The following is a 16,787-nucleotide window of genomic DNA, read 5'->3' as shown; positions in this document are numbered from 1 at the left end:
CTCCCTCAGAGCCGCTCGACGAGCTCGGTCAGGGTCTCGGTCACGCCCGCGTCGACCTTGACGGTCGCGAGCGGGTCGCCGCGCGTCTCGCCGCGGTTGACGATGACGATCGGCTTCTCGCGCTTCGCGGCGTGCCGCACGAACCGCAGCCCGCTCATCACGGTGAGCGAGGAGCCGGCGACGAGCAACGCGTCGGCGGCGTCGACCATCGCGTACGCGCGCTCGACCCGTTCGCGCGGCACGTTCTCGCCGAAGTAGACGATCTCGGGCTTGAGCACCCCGCCGCAGAACTCGCAGGGCGCGGGCCGGAAGTGCGAGGTCTGCTCGACGACGGCGTCGGCGTCGGGCGCGATCTCGACGTCCGCGACCGTCGTGCCGCCCTGGAGCACCGACTTGAGGAAGCCGGGGTTGAGCGCGTCGAGCCGCTCGGCGAGGTGCGCGCGCGAGATCACGCGCCCGCACTGCAGGCACACCACGCGGTCGTAGCGGCCGTGCAGGTCGATGACGTTGCGCGAGCCGGCCTCCTCGTGGAGCAGGTCGACGTTCTGCGTGATGACGCCGTGCACGACGCCGCGCTCCTCGAGCCGCGCGAGCGCGCGGTGCCCGGCGTTGGGGTGCGTGCGCCGCACGTGCTGCCAGCCGACGTGGTTGCGGGCCCAGTAGTGCCGGCGGAAGTCCTCGTCGGAGACGAACTGCTCGTACGTCATGGGGTTGCGCGGCGGCGAGTCCGGCCCCCGGTAGTCGGGGATCCCCGAGTCGGTCGAGACGCCGGCGCCCGTGAGCGCGGTGATCGTGCGCCCCGCGAGCACGCGCACGGCGTCGTCCACCGTGCCGTGGTGCACCACGGCGTCCGGCGGGAGCTCCCACCGGCGCTCCTGGTAGGTCGGCGCGAGCGGCCGGGCGACGGGTTGCACGCGACGAGCCTACGACGTCCCGGTGTCAGAAACCTGGTGGGCCCTGGCCCACCGCCCTTCTGACACGGCGGGTGAAATCGCGGTCCTGGCGTCACGATCGCGGGTGAAATGGGTCCGCAGCCCTCGTGCCGTCGTCGCAGGTGAGCGCACACTGCCGGAGGAAAGCGCTGCCGAGGGGGTCCGGACGACGACGTACGGGACAGGCACCACGGTCCTCCCTCCACTGCGGACGCCCCGCTGGGACGCCCGTCACATGCCGCCCGGAGCCGGGCGGTTGGGACGCCAGAGCGACACCGGCACGGGGGTGTGCCGGGGCAGGGGAGAGAGCCATGCGTGCGAAGCGCGGGTCGGCCGTCGTCGGGATCCTCACGTCGGGGGCGGTCGTCGCGACCGTCCTCGTGGCACCACCGGCGGTCGCGGACGAGGACGACCTCTTCGCCGAGCAGGTCGCGGCCTGGGCGCGCGGCCTCGCCGAGCACGAGACGCTGCAGGCGCCCCTGCCCGTCGTCGGCGTCTCGCCGGGCGACCTGCTGGCCGGGGCCGTTCCCTCGATGGCGGGGGACCTCGACGAGGTCTCCGACGGCCGGTACCGTCTCGCGGTCACCGAGGACGTCGCCACGTTCCTCTCGCTCGAGCCCGGCTTCCCGCTGACCTCCGCCGACGACGAGGTGACGGTCACCGTCGCGGCGGCGGTCGAGTTCACGGTCGCGAGCGAGGAGACCGACGGCGGCACGGTGCGCTACGTCGTCGCCTCCGGCCCCGACGCGCCCGCCGTCACGGCGTCGGTCGACCTCGTCCTCCCGGACGACGGCCCGCTCGCGGCCTCGGTCGGCCTGCTCGGTGCGCAGATCACCAGCTCCGACGTCGAGCTCCACGCCGCGTACACCGGCACGGTGTCCGACCCGGACGGCAACGGCCGGCTCGCGTTCGACGACCCGGGCGGGGTGCCCGACGACGGCGAGCTGTCCGCCGAGGGCTCCGCGATCGGGCTCAGCACCGTCGGCGTCGCCTCGGCCGCCGCGTCCGGCACGCTCGCGGTCACCTCGACCGGCGCCGTCATCTCGCCCCCGATCTCCGCCAGCGTCGCGTTCGACTGGCCCGACCTCACCGACGCCGCGACCCTCACCGTCACGCCGACGGGCTTCGACGCGATCGGCGACTACCTGAACATGTCGATCCGCGATACCGCCGAGGGCCTCGTGCTCGTGAAGTCGGCGCTCGCGGCGCTCCAGCGGACGTCCGAGAACGCCGACCTGCCCTTCATGCGCGGCACCGTCGCCGACGCCGTCGTGCTCTCGGAGAACCTGACGACGTTCCTCACCGGCGCGATCGACCCGACCTCGGGCCAGCCGCAGTGGACCAGTGTCCAGGAGCTGTTCTCGATGCTCGACGCCGCACCCGGCATCGCGGTCCAGGTGGGCGGGTACGACGCCGCGAACCACCGCCTGCCGTTCACGCTGCGGCTCGAGCGCGAGCAGGACGGCGCCGACCCGCTCTACGTGCCCACGCCCGGGCTCGAGGGCTCGGACGTCAAGACCGGCCTCGTCGAGCTGGGCAACCTGCTGTCCGGCGACGGCGGCCGCAAGGTCGCCAACGTCAAGGCGCCCGAGCCGACGCCCGGCGACGCGACCACGAACCCGCCGGCCACCGCGGACCGCGGCTACGACGTCGAGGTGCTCCTCGCGCTCGACCTGCAGGCGCCGACGCTGCACGACCCGCCGCTCCAGGGCACCACGCCCGACGGCAACCCCGTGTACTACGACGAGACGCCGATCGGCGTCGACCGCATGCTGTTCCGCTCCGCGACGGCGACGGCCGACTTCCCGATCACCACGCCGATCGCCGCGGGCGGTCAGGTCGGGTTCGTCGAGGTCTCCGTCGGCGGCCAGATCGTCGTCGGTCCCGCCGACGGCGGCCAGCCGATGCTCTCGCTGACCGTGGGTGGCACCGAGTACCGCCCGCTGGGCGACCTGTTCGAGGACCTGCGCACCGACGCGGCCTCGGCGGTCGACCTCGACCTCAACGTGGCCGTGTCGGTCACGAACGGCACCATCACGGTGCCCGGCCTCGACGACATCCTCGCCGAGCCCGCGACCTTCTCGGTCGGGCCGTGCGACGTCGCCACGCTGCCCGCCGGCTGCACGCCCACGTTCGGCGGCAGCCTCGTCGACCTGCTGCGGCTCGACGTCGACGTGAGCGAGCCGCGGGCGCTGCTCGGGCGGCTCGCCGACATCCTCACGCTGTTCGACGCCGGCCTGCGCGCGACGAGCCTCATGGGCGACGCCGCGAAGGCCAAGCTGCCCGTCGTCGGCGTGAGCCTCGCCGACGTGCTCGGCAGCGACGGCGACGCGCTCGCGACGTCCACGAAGATCGGCGAGGTCGTCGACTCGTTCGTCCTCGACCCGCCCACGACCCTGCAGGCCGCGGTCGCCCGCGTCGAGACCACGCTCGGCACCGACCTGCCCGTGCGGGTGGGCACGGTCGACGGCGAGCCCGCGCTCGTGCTCGACGTCGACTTCCACCGCGCGTACGAGCGCTCCGTCCCGCTGTCCTACCGCCTCGGCGACGTCCCGCTCGTGAGCGCGGGCGCCGACGCCGAGGTCACGCTCGACGCCGCCGTCGACGTCGACGCCGGCGTCGCGGTGCCGCTCGGCGGCGCGTACGGCGACTGGACGGCGAGCGTCGAGGCGCTCCGGCTCGTCGACCCGAGCGTGACCGCGTCGGCCTCCGCAGCGCTCACCGGCACGTTCGACGTCTCGGTGGCTGGTCTGCAGGCGTCGCTCGGCGCCGACGGCGACCCGGTCACCGGGGCCGTCGGCCTCACGGGCACGTTCGGCGCCTCGGGCGAGACGACGCTCGGCGACCTGTTCGGCGGCAGCGTGCAGGTGACCGGCACGGCCGAGTGCACGGGCAACGCCCTGCTCTGCCTCGACGCACCCGTCTACGTGCTCGGCGCGCCGATCTCGGCGACCGACGCGTCGCTCGTGATCACCCAGCCCGTCCCCGCGGGCGGCACCCTGTCTGCCGCCGGGTTCGCCGGCGACACGCAGGTCGACCTGCCCAGCACCGACGCGCTCGCCGACCTGCTGTACGGCTCGGCGCTCGACCTCACCAACCTGCCGTCGGCGCTGCTGACCTACCTGCGCCTCGTGGAGCAGGGCCTCCAGGCCGCGAGCTTCGGCGGCAAGGTGCCGCTCGTCGGCCAGCAGCTCGTCGAGGCGGCGAACGTCATCGCGGAGGCGCGCGCCGAGCTCGAGGCGCTCGGCACGCAGGCCGGGGACGAGTACACCCAGGTCAAGCAGAAGCTCGAGGACGAGCTCGGCGTGACCATCGAGGAGAAGTGCGGCGTCCTCGAGCCCACGCAGAACGTCCAGGTCGAGGCCCAGGGCGTGCCCGACGGCGCCACCACCGTGACGTACGCGTACGTCGTCGTGGGCCGCACCGCCGGCGGCGACATCACGCTGCGCTCTGCCCAGGACACGGCGCAGAACGTCGCGCCGCTCGCCGACGGCGCCCAGAACGTCGTCACGTGGGACGCCGACCCGCGCGCGGCCGGGTACCTCGTGCTGCGGCAGGTCGACGGCGGCGCCTGGGAGCAGGTCGCCGACGTCACGGGCACGACGTTCACCGACGACGGCACCGCGACGCCGACGGCCGCGCCGGCCGAGGCGACCGAGAAGCCGCTCGCCGACTGCGCGGGCAACCCGCTCGCCGTCGAGACGGTCGTGCTCACGTGGGCCTACGACCCGGGCAACGACGACGACCCGAACGGCCCCGAGCTGGTGCACAACGTGCCGCTCGACCTCGGCATCCCCGGCCTGTCGCTGCGCGCGAGCTCGGCGCCCGGCTCGGGCGGGATCGAGGCGTCGCTCGACTACGGCTTCCGCATCAAGGTCGCGCTCGACAAGACGGCCGGCGTCGTCATCCTCACGGAGAACGAGGACGACAAGGCCGAGGCGTACGTCGAGGCCGGCGGACGCATCGTCGACCAGGCGGGCTCCGACCTGCAGGCCGAGCTGGCCGTGCTCCAGGTCGACGTCGACAAGAACGACGCCGACGCCGTCGAGGTGGGCGGTGCGTTCTCGGTCGACTTCGTGGGCCAGGAGATGGAGGTCGGCGGCACCACGACCGAGGCGCTGCCGCTCGACGCGCTCGTCACCTCCCCGGGCGACGCCATCACGCTGCACGCGGAGTTCGGCGTCGACATCGACTGGAACCTCACCGCGGCGCCCGCCATCGCGGGCCAGACGCTGCCCGGCATCGCGACCGACTTCTGCCTGAGGTGGGCCGTGGGCCGGACGGTGGACTCGTGCGCCGACGCGTCCCCGGGCGACAACACGGCGGACGCGGCGCAGCCCGCGTTCGGCGACGCCACGTCGACCGCGCCCGGCGCGCCGTCGATCGCGTTCACGAACATCAGCCTGGACCTCGGCAGCTTCGTCGAGAGCCAGCTCGGGCCCGCGATCGACTCGGTCAACAAGGCGATCGACCCGCTGCGTCCCGTCATCGAGACGCTCTACGCGCCGATCCCCGTGCTGACCGACCTGTCCAAGGCGGCGGGCGGCGGCGAGGTGACGCTCGTGTCCCTCGCCGAGACGTTCAACACGCTGGCCGGCGGCGTCGACACGACGGCGGTCAAGGCCGTGCTGCAGGCGATCGAGACGGCCAAGACGGTCACGGAGATCTCCGAGCAGCTCGCGTCCGGGGGCTCGGTGCCGCTGCCCATCGGCGACCTCGTCGTCAACGGCTCCGTCGCCAAGACGACGCCCGCGACACCTGAGAAGGCCGGCTCGCTGAAGTCCGCCTTCGGGCCGGCGACGCCCACGGGCGAGGCCGCGACGATCAAGGGCAAGCTCACCGGCTCGGCCGTGCGCACGCCCGGCAAGGACGGCGGCCCGTTCGGCTTCACGTTCACGTTCCTCGAGCAGCCCGAGCAGCTCGCGAACCTGCTGCTCGGCGGGGACGTCGAGATCGTCCGCTTCGACTCCGGCACGCTGCAGCTCGGGTTCTCGATGAAGTACTCGATCGGCCCGGTCTACGCGCCGCCGCCCGTGCTCGTGACGCTCTCGGGCGCCGCGGGCGTGAAGGCCCGCGTCGTCGTGGGCTTCGACACCTACGGCATCCGCCAGGCCATCAACGCGTGGCGCGAGGGCGGCAGCACCGACGTGCTCGAGGTGCTCGACGGCCTGTACTTCGCGACGACCGACCTCGAGGGCAAGCCCGTCGCCGTGCTCGAGTTCTACGGCGAGATCGCGGCCGGCGTGGCCGTCTCGATCGTCGTCATCACGGTCGAGGTCAGAGGTGGGTTCGGGCTCACCGTGTCGTTCTACTGGAACGACCCGAACGACGACGGCAAGTTCCGCTTCACGGAGTTCGCCGACGCCCTGCAGCACAACCCGATCTGCCTCTTCCGGGTCGGTGGGAAGCTGTACCTGTTCCTCGAGCTCGGCATCACGCTCGGCGTGAGCATCTTCTCGGTCTCGTTCGACGTGACCATCGCGAAGGTGACGCTGCTCGACTTCAGCGCGGCCCCCGACTGCTCGCCCGAGCCGCCCGAGCTCGCGACCAAGACGGGCGACGTGCTCGTGGTGCACCTCGGGCGCGCCGGCGGCGACGGCCAGCGCGGCGGCTCGTGGGGCGCCGAGGGCGACGAGCCCGAGGTGTTCAAGGTCTACGAGAACCACGACTACTCCGCAGGCACCAAGCCCGCGGGCGGCTGGCCGATCACCGGCTACACCGTCGAGGGCCTCGGCATCACGACGTTCTACGAGGGGGCCGTGACCAAGGTCGTCGTCGACGGCGCCGGCCGCACCACGCCGTTCCACCTCACGTTCCTCGGCGACAGCCAGAAGCCACAGCCCGGCGAGACCGAGGCGGCAGAGGCGGCCGTGACCGCGGCCGACGCCGACGCGACCGTCGCGTCGTTCCGGACCACCGTCGTCGTGCGCGGCACCGAGGCGGCCGACGAGATCCGCACCGACGAGGGACCGGCTTGGGTCGACGCCCGGGGCGGCGACGACGTCGTGACGACCGCGAACGCGGCCGGCAACGAGGTGCGCGTCGCCGGCGGCGCCGGCAAGGACCGGATCGGCACCGGCCAGGGCCGGGCCGTCGTCGCGGGCGACTCGGGCCTGCCCGAGGGCGCGACCACCACGGCCAAGGGCGCGACCGTCGCGACCGCGCTCGGCGACCCGGCCGAGAGCGCCGAGGGCGACACGTCCGGCGGTGCGGACGTCGTCTCGGTCGGGCTTGGCGGCAACGTCGTGTGGGGCAACGGCGGCGACGACGTCATCGGCGTCGTCGGCGAGCAGGGCAACGTGCGCGGCGGCGCGACGAACATCCTCGTCGGCGGCTACGGCGGCGACAGCCTCACGACCGGCCCGGGCGACGACGTGGTGTTCCCCGGCCGGCACGCGGACGTCCCGCTCGCCGCCGGCGCGGCCGTCACGGTCGGCGGCGCCCCGTACACGCCGGGCGACACCCTCACCGACGCCCAGCGGGAGGCGCTCGCGGACGCCGCGGGTGACGCCGACGCGTTCGCCGGCGACGGCCGCCCGTCCAACCTGGTCGACACCGGGTCGGGCACGGACCTCGTCGTGGGCTCCCAGCTCGTCGACGTCGTGAGCTCGCGGTCGCTCGGCTCGGCCGGGCAGCACGCGTACCTGTTCGGCGGCGCGGGCGAGGACGTCCTCGCGGGCGGCTTCGGCGCCGACGAGGTGTTCGGCGGTCCGGACGACGACTACGTCCTGGCCGAGCCCTACACGGTCGGCGACGTCACCGGGTCCGACGCGTTCGGCCCGCAGCGCTCGCTCACGCGGCAGCCGATGCCCGCGGGCGAGACGCCGCAGCGCGACCTGCTCGTCGGCGGCGCGCACCGCGACCACGTGGTGGGCGGCGACGGCGGCGCGGACGCCTGGGGCGACGCGTACCGTCCGGCGGAGCTCTGCGTCCCGGGCGACCCGGTCGCGAGCGACAGCGACATGCCGAACGCGGACGAGCCGGGAGCACCGAACGCGGCCGACGGGCGCGACTCCATCACCGGTGGCCTCGGCGTCGACGTCGTGCGCGCCGGCGGCGGGGCGGACCGCGCCACGCTGTTCGAGTCCGACGACCGCGCGTGCGGTCAGTCCGGTGCGGACCGGCTCGACGGCGGTGCGGGTGCCGACGGCCTGTGGGGCGGCAGCGACGCCGACGTGCTCAACGGCGACGCCGGCACCGACGCGCTCTACGGCAACGCCGGACTCGACACGATCTACGGTGGCCCGGACGACGACGTCGCCGAGGGCAACGCGGACGTCGACACGGTGTTCGGCGGGGCCGACGACGACATGCTCGTCGGCGGCACGCGCGCGGCCGGGCGCCCCGACACGGGCGACCGCGTCTACGGCGACGCCGGTGCCGACGTCGTCGCGGGGGACAACGCGACGATCATGCCTTCCTCCGGCGCGGCGCCGGGTGCACCGGTGCTGGCCGGACGGCCGACGGCCGACCGGCACGTCGTCGAGCACGAGACCGGCGCGTCGCCGCCGCCCGGAACGTCCGGCGCGGACCAACTGTTCGGCGGCGCCGACGACGACGCGCTGCTCGGCCAGGGCGGCGACGACCAGCTCGGCGGCGGGGACGGCGACGACCTCGCGGTCGGCGGGCGAGGCTCCGACACGATCGACGGCGACGCCGGTCGTGACGACCTCGTCGGCGGTTCCGTGACGCCGCTCGGCACCGGGACCCCGGGCGGACCGGGCGCCGACGGCCAGCCCGACGCGGGCGACGTCGTGCGCGGCGGTGCGGGCGGCGACGTGGCGCTGGGCGACAACGCCGTGGTCACCGTGGCCGCGGCGGGCTCGGAGTCACCGCTGCTCACCGGGCGCGAGCGCGCCACGTCCGCCCCGCGCACCCTGCGGCTGCTCGACCTCGGCGCGAACGCCGGGTCCGACGACGCGGGCGGCGACCTGCTCTCCGGACAGGGCGGCGAGGACGTGCTCTTCGGCCAGGCCGGCGACGACCGCGTCCAGGGCGGCGACGCCGACGACGCGGCCGAGGGCGGTCCCGGCACCGACCGGCTCGAGGGCGGACCGGGCGACGACGACCTCGTCGGCGGGTCCACGACGCCCGCGGCCGACCCGGCGTCGACCGAGCCGGGCACCGGCTCCGGCGCCTCGACGGGCCAGGGCGACGGCGGCGACCAGGTCTTCGGCGACTCGGGCGACGACGCCGTGCTCGGCGACGACGGCGTGATCCTCCGTGGCGAGGGCGCGCAGACGTCGATGCTCGAGCGCTCGTCGACCGACGGGACGCTCGTGCGGCAGCGGGCCGTGGAGCCCTACGACCTGCTCGCGCCCAGCGGCGGCTCCGACGCGATCATGGGCGGCGACGGCGTCGACGTCCTGTGGGGCCAGGACGCCGCGGACGCGATCAGCGGCGGGCCGCACGACGACTACGCCGAGGGCAACGGGGCCGGGGACACGATCTTCGGCGACGCTCCGGTCGTGGTGCTCGACGAGGACGGCGACGCCGCGGCCGTGCCCGGCATGACCGTTCCGGTGCCGCAGGCCAGCTGGCCGGGGAGCTCCGCCGTCGAGCCCGAGACCGGGCCCGACGGGCAGGACGACCTCATCGGCGGGTCGCGGCGCGCCGGCTTCCGCGACGGCGGCGACACGATCGCCGGCAACGGGGAGTCCGACGTCGTGCTCGGCGACGACGGCACGCTGCTCCGCGACCCGGTCGCGCAGACCGTGGGCGGCACCGAGACCTGGTCCGACCGGGTCGAGCCGCACCGGTACCCGGAGTCGACCTCCGACCCGGCGTACCCCGACCGGCTGTTCGCCGTGCGGGTGCACGACCCGGGCCGCGTGCCCGCGGGCCAGGACGGCACCACGCGGTTCTGCGCCGAGGTGGCGGGCCGGAGCACGTGCGAGCCGGCCGGTGCGTTCGGCGCCGACGTCATCACGGGCGACGACGGCGACGACCGGCTCTGGGGCCAGGACGGGAACGACACGATGCGCGGCGGCGCCGGCAACGACGACGTCCTCGGCGAGCTCGGCGACGACACGCTGTTCGGCGACGCCGGGCAGGACACCCTCCTGGGCGACCGGGGCGGCGTCGTCGGCCAGTGGATCGACACCGCGGCCGAGGGCACGTTCACCGTGGAGCTGCGCGGGGTGCCGCGCGACTCGTACACGGGGCTGCGGCCGGGGACGCTCGACCGGCGCGTCGACCTGTTCTCCGACGTCGAGGACCTTCAGTGGGTCGACACGGCGTCCGCGCCGATGCCGTACCCGGGCGAGCTTGTCGGTGGTGCGGATCGGATCCGCGGCGGCGACGACCGCGACGTGGTCTTCGGCGGCGCGGGCGGCGACCTCGCCAACGGCGACTCGGGCGGCGACTCGGTGCTCGGCGGGTCGGGCTCCGACGTGCTGTGGGGCGGGCGCGGCCTGCCCGACGGCTCGCCCGACCGGGGCGCCAACGACGAGCACCTCGACCTGGTGTTCGGCGGGTCGTCGGTCGAGGGGACCGGTGAGGCGTCCGTGACCGGCGCGGACATCCTCGACTGGAACCCGCGCGGTTCGGCCACGACGCCCGGGACCACGTGCTCGACCGGCACCACGCCGACCGGCACGCCCGGCACCGTCGTCGACCCGTGCGCATGGTTCGCCATGACCGACACGCACGACGCCGACCCGGCGAACGACCAGCACCACCACGGCACCGACTGGATCTACGGCGGCTGGGACCGTGACGTGATGCAGGGCAACGAGACGGCCAACGGCCCCAGTGACCGCGAGGACCGCCTCATCGACTGGAACGGCGCGTACAACCTGTACTCGCACTGCAACGCGGCCTACGGCGGCTACAACGACGTGCGGCAGCACAGCCCGTCGATGAAGTCGTTCCTGCAGGGCGTGGTGTACGCGGCGGGTGCCGGGCGTGCTCCGGCCGACGCCTCGACGCCGGGGACGTCCGCCTACCTCGAGCTCGCGCTCGTCGAGCCCGGGCAGAACCAGCACGGGTCCGGCAGAGCGTTCCCGACGACGCCCGGTCACTTCGACAAGCCCGCCGCCTGCCCGGTGCCGTAACCCGCGGGGGCCGGTGGTTCGAGTCTGTCGCGTTCTGCGCCCGATAACGCGACAGACTCGAACCACCGCACGCCGAGGTAGCGCACCCCGCGCCGAGGTAGCGCCCCATCCGCCGAGGTAGCGCACCATCCGGCGAGGTAGCGCACGTCGCGCCGAGGTAGCACGTTGGAGCGCGAGGTAGCGCGTTCCTGCGCGACGTAGCGCCTCACGGTGTGACGTCCGTCGCGACGGCGGTACCCGATTTCGGGTCAGCGCCCGGATTGGGTATCCTCGGTGGGCCGGTACGTCCGGCGAGGTAGCGTGTCCGAGCGGCCTAAGGAGCACGCCTCGAAAGCGTGTGTGGGTGAAAGTCCACCGTGGGTTCAAATCCCACCGCTACCGCCAACCGAAGGGTCCCACCCGCAGAACCACGCGGATCTGGGACCCTTCGTCGTTCCCCGTACTGCGAATTCACTGCTCTTTGCCTTCACGGAGGGGACTGCTGCACGAACGGGTGACAGGTTGGGTCACGCAGCCTGAGTGGCTGGCGCGGTCATGATGGTCTCGAACTCGATGGGGGTCAACCGCCCGAGAGTGGCCTGTCGACGGCGTCGGTGGTAGGTCCGTTCAATCCAGGTCACCATCGCGATCCGCAGCTCCTCGCGGGTGGCCCAGAGACGGCGATCCAGGACGTTCTTCTGCAGCAGTGCGAAGAAGCTCTCCATGGCGGCGTTGTCCCCGGCCGCGCCGACGCGGCCCATCGAGCCGACCATGCCGTGACGGTTGAGGGCACGCACGAATTTCCTGCTCCGAAACTGGGAGCCTCTGTCCGTGTGGACCACGCAGCCGGCGACATCGCCGCGCCGAGCGACCGCGTTGTTCAGCGCCGCGACGGCCAAGCGAGACTTCATCCGCGAGTCGATGTGAACCGCCCTGGGTCTGGTGGAGGCTCTGATCATTTGATTCCGACCAGGGCCTCGTGGCCCTGGTGGGTAGCGTAGAACCTCCCTTCGAACTCTGCCGGCGGTAGGTCGCCGAGATAGCCGTGCAGCCGCTGGTGGTTGTGCCAGTGGACCCAGCCGAGGGTCGCGAGCTCGACGTCCTCGACGGTGCGCCACGGCCCGGACCTTGCGGGTCCGCGAATGAGCTCGGCCTTGTAGTAGCCGTTCACCGTCTCGGCGAGGGCGTTATCGAAGCTGTCGCCCACGGTCCCGATCGAGGGCACCGCGCCGATCTCGGCGAGCCGCTCGCCGTAGCGCAGACTCGTGAATTGACTGCCTGCGTCGGAGTGGCAGCGCAGCCCTTCAAGCTGGGTGCCGCGCGACCAGCGGGCCATCTCGATCGCGTCGAGCACCATCTCGGTGCGCATGTGCCCTGCGACCCGCCAGCCCACGATCATCCTCGAGAACGCGTCGATGATGAAGCACACGTAGGCGATCCCGGCGAACGTCGGGACGAACGTCAGATCCGTCACCCAGAGCTGGTTCGGACCGGTCGCGGTGAAGTCCCGCTTCACCAGATCTGGATGCCGCGCCGCCCTCTCGTCCCGCCTGGTCGTGCGCACCCGCTTGGTCCGCACGACACCTTCGATGCCCTCGGCGCGCATCAGCCGGGCGACCTGATCGCGGCCGACGTCATGGCCGGCCCGACGTGCAGCCTTCCACAGCTTGCGGGCGCCGTAGACCCGATAGTTGGCATCCCACAGCTGCCGCAGCGCTGGCCGGAGTTCGGCATCCCGCCGGGCACGTGCCGACGGCTCGCGGCTCTTGACGGCGTAGTACGTGCTCGCAGCCACCGGCAGCCCCGCCTTCGTGAGCGTGGCGCAGATGGACTCGACTCCGAGCTTCTTGCCCTCGACGATCTCGCCGCGGTTGGCGTCGACGAAGGCGACTACTTCCTGTGTTGGCGGTCGAGCTCCGCCCCGAAGAAAGACGCCGCGCGCTTGAGGATCTCGTTGGCACGGCGCAGCTCGCGGTTCTCCTGCTCAAGCTCCCGAATCCGCTTCGCCTCGGTGGTCGTCACCCCGGGTGCGTGGCCATCGTCGATGTCGGCCTGCTTGACCCACTGGCGCACGGACTCGACTCCGTAGCCCAGCTGGGACGCGACCCGCTGGATCGTCCCGTGCTCTGTCCCCAGCTCTGCTCGCAGCGTGCGGACCATCCGGACCGCCGCAGCCTTCTCCTCCGGGCTGTAGCGCCGCGTCTGCCGCTTCCCGGGCACCTGCTCCTTCGGCATGGCTCCATCCTCGTTTCCAAGGTCACGAGCCTCCAAGAAACCCAGGGCGATTCAATGGAGTAGCCCACGATCCGGTTGGAGTAGATGTCCTTGAACGCACAGACGTAGAGCTTGCCTTCCGCGGTCCGGTGTTCGGTGATGTCGCCGATCCAGAGCTCGTTCGGCCCATCTGCGCTGAACTCGTGCCGGATCACGCCGTGCTTGTCGACCACCGCGCACAGGTCGTCGTGGACCGGCGGGCCGGGCTTCTTCGCCTTGCCTCGCTTGGGCTTGCCGAACGCCGACCACCAGCCCAGCTGCGAGCAGATCCGCCACGCGGTCCGCTCGGCCATCGGCTCACCGGCGTCACGTGCTTCGTCGACGAGGAACCGGTAGCCGAACTCGGGGTCGTCCTTGTGCGCGTCGAACAGAGCGTTCGCCCGGTACGCCTCGGTCAGCTCGGCCTCGGTGACCGGTTCCCTCAGCCAGCGGTAGTAGGGCTGGCGAGCGATCTTGAGCACCCGGCACGTCACCGTGACGGGGATCCCGTCAACGGCCAGCTCGCGGACGAGCGGGTACATCATTTTCCCGGCAGGTTGGCCTGTGACAGGTAGGCAGCCGCCCGGCGCAGGACCTCGTTCTCCTGCTCCAGGAGCCGGATCCTCTTCCTCGCTTCACGCAGCTCGGCGTTCTCAGTCGCGGTCGTGCCGGGCTTGGTGCCGTCCTCGACGTCGGCGGTCTTCAGCCAGTTCGTCAGGCACGACTCGCTGATGCCGAAGTCGGCAGCGATCTGCTTGAGGTGGACGCCCGGCTCACGGTTCCTCGCGACGCGGACGACGTCGTCGCGGAACTCCTTGGGGTACGGCTTCGGCACAGTGCACATCCTTCCAGCAGTGCTCCTCAGCACCACAGATCAGATGTCACCTGTGCGTGCAGCAGTCCCCATTGCTCGTGTGTGGGAGCTGGTCGACGTCGTCAGCTTGATCGTGACGGTCGTCCGTGCCATCGCCTCGGCGCTCCGCGGGCTGCGCCGAGCCGTCTCGGACTGGTTTTGACAGGGAAGCTGTCGCCTGTCCCGCGGCAGTCACGCGATGAGCGACTGCCCGCCGTCGACGAACACCTCGGTGCAGGTCACGTGGCTCGCGGCGTCGGACACGAGGAAGGCGATGGCGTCGGCAACCTGCGCCGCCACGCCCGGCCTGTCACCCGTCAGCGGGATCTGCCCGTCCGGGTACTCGGCCCGCACGCCGAGGTTCTCGGTGTTCCGCTGCTCGGTGTTGTCATCGATCTCGGTGTCGATGGCGCCCGGGCACACAGAGTTGACCCGCACGCCGCGAGGTCCGAGCTCGACGGCGGCCATGCGCGCGAACCCCACCTGCCCCGCCTTGCTCGTCGCGTAGGCGGACGCGCCGGAGTTGCTGAACGTGCGTGTGCCGTTGATCGACGAGACGACGACGATCGCGCCGCCCTGCCGCACGAGCAGCGGCACGGCGTACCGCACGGTGAGGAACGTGCCGGTGAGGTTCGTCGTGATCGTGCTGGACCACTCCTCCGGCTCGAGCTCCTCGAGCGGGGCCCAGACGCCGTTGACGCCGACGTTCGCGACGACGATGTCGAGCCGGCCGAGCTCCTGCTCCACCCGCTCCAGCACCTCACGCACGGCGGCCGCGTCACCGACGTCCGCCGACACCGGGAGCACAGAACCGCCGTCGTGCCGGATCTCCTCCGCGACGTCGTCCGCGCTCTCCTGCCGGTGCCCGAGCGCGACGACGGTCGCTCCCTCGCGGGCGAGGCGCACGGCAGTGGCTCGTCCGATGCCCGACCCCGCGCCCGTGACGAGCGCGACCTTGCCCTCCAGCGTCATCGTGCATCCCTCCGTGGTCGACGCCGTCGACGCTAGCCACGCCGTCGGTCCCTCGCCCGCCGAGCGGGCGTCCCATCGTGCCGGCGCGAACCCGCTGAGCGATGCTGGACGGACGTCCCACCGAGCTGGAGGAGGCGCTGTGCCGAAGCGGGTCACGAACGCATCGGTCGCGGCCCCGGGCGAGTGGTTCGACCCCGACCACAACGCGCGGTCGCCGGCGGGTGAGGTCCACGCCTGGGTGCCGGGCACCAACCAGACGGTGTGCGGCCTGGCCCTTTCGCGCGAAGGGTTGCGCCGGTTCTCGCACGTCACCTGGGCCGACGTCCAGCCCGCCACCGGCGGCTACGCCGACCGGGTCACGGGCGTCTGCCGCAAGTGCGCGGCCGGTATGGGGGAGCGCCGCGGCGAGAAGCCCTGGGTGCGCCGCGACCCGCGGCCGTGAGGCCGGACGCGACGCACCCAGGGCTCCACCCCGCTGCTCGGCGTCAGCCCACCGACGTCGGGCCGTAGACCGTCACCTGCAGGCTGCCGCCGACGGCGAGGTCGGCGCGAGCGCACTCGGCGGCCTCGTCGACGACGGTCGTGGTCGGCCAGTGGTGCTCGAGCGAGGTCAGGGCCTCGTCGACGACGGCCCGTGCGTCCTCGACGGCGAGGCACTGCCCGACGAGCGCTCGCCGCAGCTCGCCGACGATGGGGTCGATCTCGGGCTGGTAATAGGTCGCATCCGGCTCGATGGCCGGACCGACCACCACCGTCCCGACCACCTCGGCGGTCAGGTTGCTGCACGGCTTCTCGGCGCTCGGCGTTCCCACCGCCTTCACCGTCCAGTCCGCGAGGCCCAGCCGATCGAGCTCCGACTGCGCCCACGCTGCACCCTCGTCGAGCGTGCGGCAGGTGCCGTTGCCGCCGTCGATCCGGTCGGAGAGGCTGAGCCGCAGCTCGACCACCGCGGGATCGACGGCGGGCCCTGCCGCGCTGTCGATCGGCTCGACCCAGTCGGGCACCTGGTCGGCCGGGGCGACGTAGACCTATCCGTCGTGCTCGAACACCACCGGGTTCTCGACGGGCGGCAGGTCGGCTTCGGCCAGCATGGTGGTGCAGTCGGCGACCGCGTCGCCCGTGAGCCACGGGCCGGCCGCGTCGGCCTGCAGTCCGTCGGACGTGTTGCCCTTCCACGCGGTCATGCACGCCAGGCCCTCGGCGTTGGCCGCGCGGTGCGCCTGGATCGCCGCGTAGGCGACCCCGCCGCCGGCGAGCACGCCGGCGAGGCCCACCGCGATGGCCCGCCGGCGTCCAGCTGGGCTCCGGTCATGGTGATCTCCTCGCGCAGTGCGGCGAAGGCCGCCGCGTCCACGGACTCGAGGTTCGCCCGCCGGGCCGGGTCCGCTGCCTGCAGCCGCTTCATCACGTCCGTCATCACGCCTCCTCAGTTCCGGGGCGGGCCGGTGCCCACCCGCCCATCACCTGTCCGGCCGACCGGTTCCGTTTCCCTGCCGCCGTGAGGACGGCTGCCGCGGTGTCGTCCGCCGCGGCCAGCGCCTCGAGCTGCTCGGCGAGACGCTTGCGCGCACGGTGCAGGCGCACGCGCACCGACGCCCGCGAGATGCCGAGGACGAGCGCGATCTCGTCTCGCGCGAGCTCCTCCCAGGCGACCAGGCGCAGCAGCTCCTGGTCGTCCTCGGACAGACCCCGCATCGCGCGCACGACGGCGCTCGCCGCGCCGGGCGTTGGCCAGCACGCGTC

9 protein-coding genes, 1 tRNA gene and 1 pseudogene are annotated in these 16,787 nt (G+C 73.0%); 3 read left to right on the top strand and 8 right to left on the bottom strand.

What is annotated here, in order from left to right; all coding sequences use genetic code 11:
- Window positions 1-5: 5 nt before the first annotated feature.
- On the bottom strand, window positions 6-845 hold the full coding sequence (locus ISOVA_RS13985) for an NAD-dependent protein deacetylase (protein ID WP_041295516.1): 840 nt from the start codon (window positions 843-845) through the stop codon (window positions 6-8).
- Between the two features lie 398 nt (window positions 846-1,243).
- Between ISOVA_RS13985 and ISOVA_RS13980 the strand changes: the two genes are divergently transcribed.
- Window positions 1,244-10,987, top strand: coding sequence for a calcium-binding protein (locus ISOVA_RS13980; RefSeq protein ID WP_013839854.1), 9,744 nt, complete (start codon window positions 1,244-1,246; stop codon window positions 10,985-10,987).
- A gap of 294 nt (window positions 10,988-11,281) precedes the next feature.
- Window positions 11,282-11,371 (top strand) — tRNA-Ser (locus ISOVA_RS13975).
- A gap of 122 nt (window positions 11,372-11,493) precedes the next feature.
- Here the strand turns inward: ISOVA_RS13975 and ISOVA_RS13970 are convergent.
- The 4 genes and pseudogenes from ISOVA_RS13970 to ISOVA_RS13940 all read right to left on the bottom strand — a co-directional run.
- Window positions 11,494-11,913 (bottom strand): annotated as a pseudogene (locus ISOVA_RS13970) (transposase); the annotation flags it as partial.
- Window positions 11,914-11,921: 8 nt separating this feature from the next.
- Window positions 11,922-13,201 (bottom strand): IS3 family transposase gene (locus tag ISOVA_RS13965; RefSeq protein WP_143762140.1). Its coding sequence is split into 2 segments (ribosomal slippage): window positions 11,922-12,898 and window positions 12,898-13,201, totalling 1,281 coding nucleotides; the frame shifts between segments, so codons are not numbered across the junction.
- Window positions 13,202-13,760: 559 nt separating this feature from the next.
- Window positions 13,761-14,054: an IS3 family transposase gene (locus ISOVA_RS17025; protein ID WP_013839173.1), complete on the bottom strand. Its 294-nt coding sequence runs from the start codon at window positions 14,052-14,054 to the stop codon at window positions 13,761-13,763.
- Window positions 14,055-14,264: 210 nt separating this feature from the next.
- Complete coding sequence (locus tag ISOVA_RS13940) at window positions 14,265-15,044, bottom strand: SDR family oxidoreductase (protein ID WP_013839852.1); 780 nt, start codon at window positions 15,042-15,044, stop codon at window positions 14,265-14,267.
- Window positions 15,045-15,183: 139 nt separating this feature from the next.
- On the opposite strand from ISOVA_RS13940, the gene ISOVA_RS13935 reads away from it, so the two are divergent.
- Window positions 15,184-15,486, top strand: a complete 303-nt coding sequence (locus tag ISOVA_RS13935; protein WP_013839851.1) for a hypothetical protein — start codon at window positions 15,184-15,186, stop codon at window positions 15,484-15,486.
- Window positions 15,487-15,529: 43 nt separating this feature from the next.
- On the opposite strand, the gene ISOVA_RS13930 is transcribed toward ISOVA_RS13935, so the two are convergent.
- From ISOVA_RS13930 to ISOVA_RS17355, 3 genes are all read right to left on the bottom strand, one after another.
- Complete coding sequence (locus tag ISOVA_RS13930; protein WP_041294906.1) at window positions 15,530-16,048, bottom strand: hypothetical protein; 519 nt, start codon at window positions 16,046-16,048, stop codon at window positions 15,530-15,532.
- Between the two features lie 24 nt (window positions 16,049-16,072).
- A complete protein-coding gene (locus ISOVA_RS13925) occupies window positions 16,073-16,318 on the bottom strand; it encodes a hypothetical protein (RefSeq protein WP_041294905.1) in 246 nt (81 codons plus the stop codon).
- Window positions 16,319-16,460: 142 nt separating this feature from the next.
- Window positions 16,461-16,739 carry an RNA polymerase sigma factor gene (locus ISOVA_RS17355; RefSeq protein ID WP_081474877.1) on the bottom strand — a complete coding sequence of 93 codons (279 nt, stop codon included), beginning with the start codon at window positions 16,737-16,739 and terminating at the stop codon, window positions 16,461-16,463.
- Between the last annotated feature and the right edge of the window lie 48 nt (window positions 16,740-16,787).

The sequence above is a fragment of the Isoptericola variabilis 225 genome (assembly GCF_000215105.1).
Taxonomy (GTDB): domain Bacteria; phylum Actinomycetota; class Actinomycetes; order Actinomycetales; family Cellulomonadaceae; genus Isoptericola; species Isoptericola variabilis_A.
This window is presented reverse-complemented; position numbering and strand designations above follow the sequence as displayed.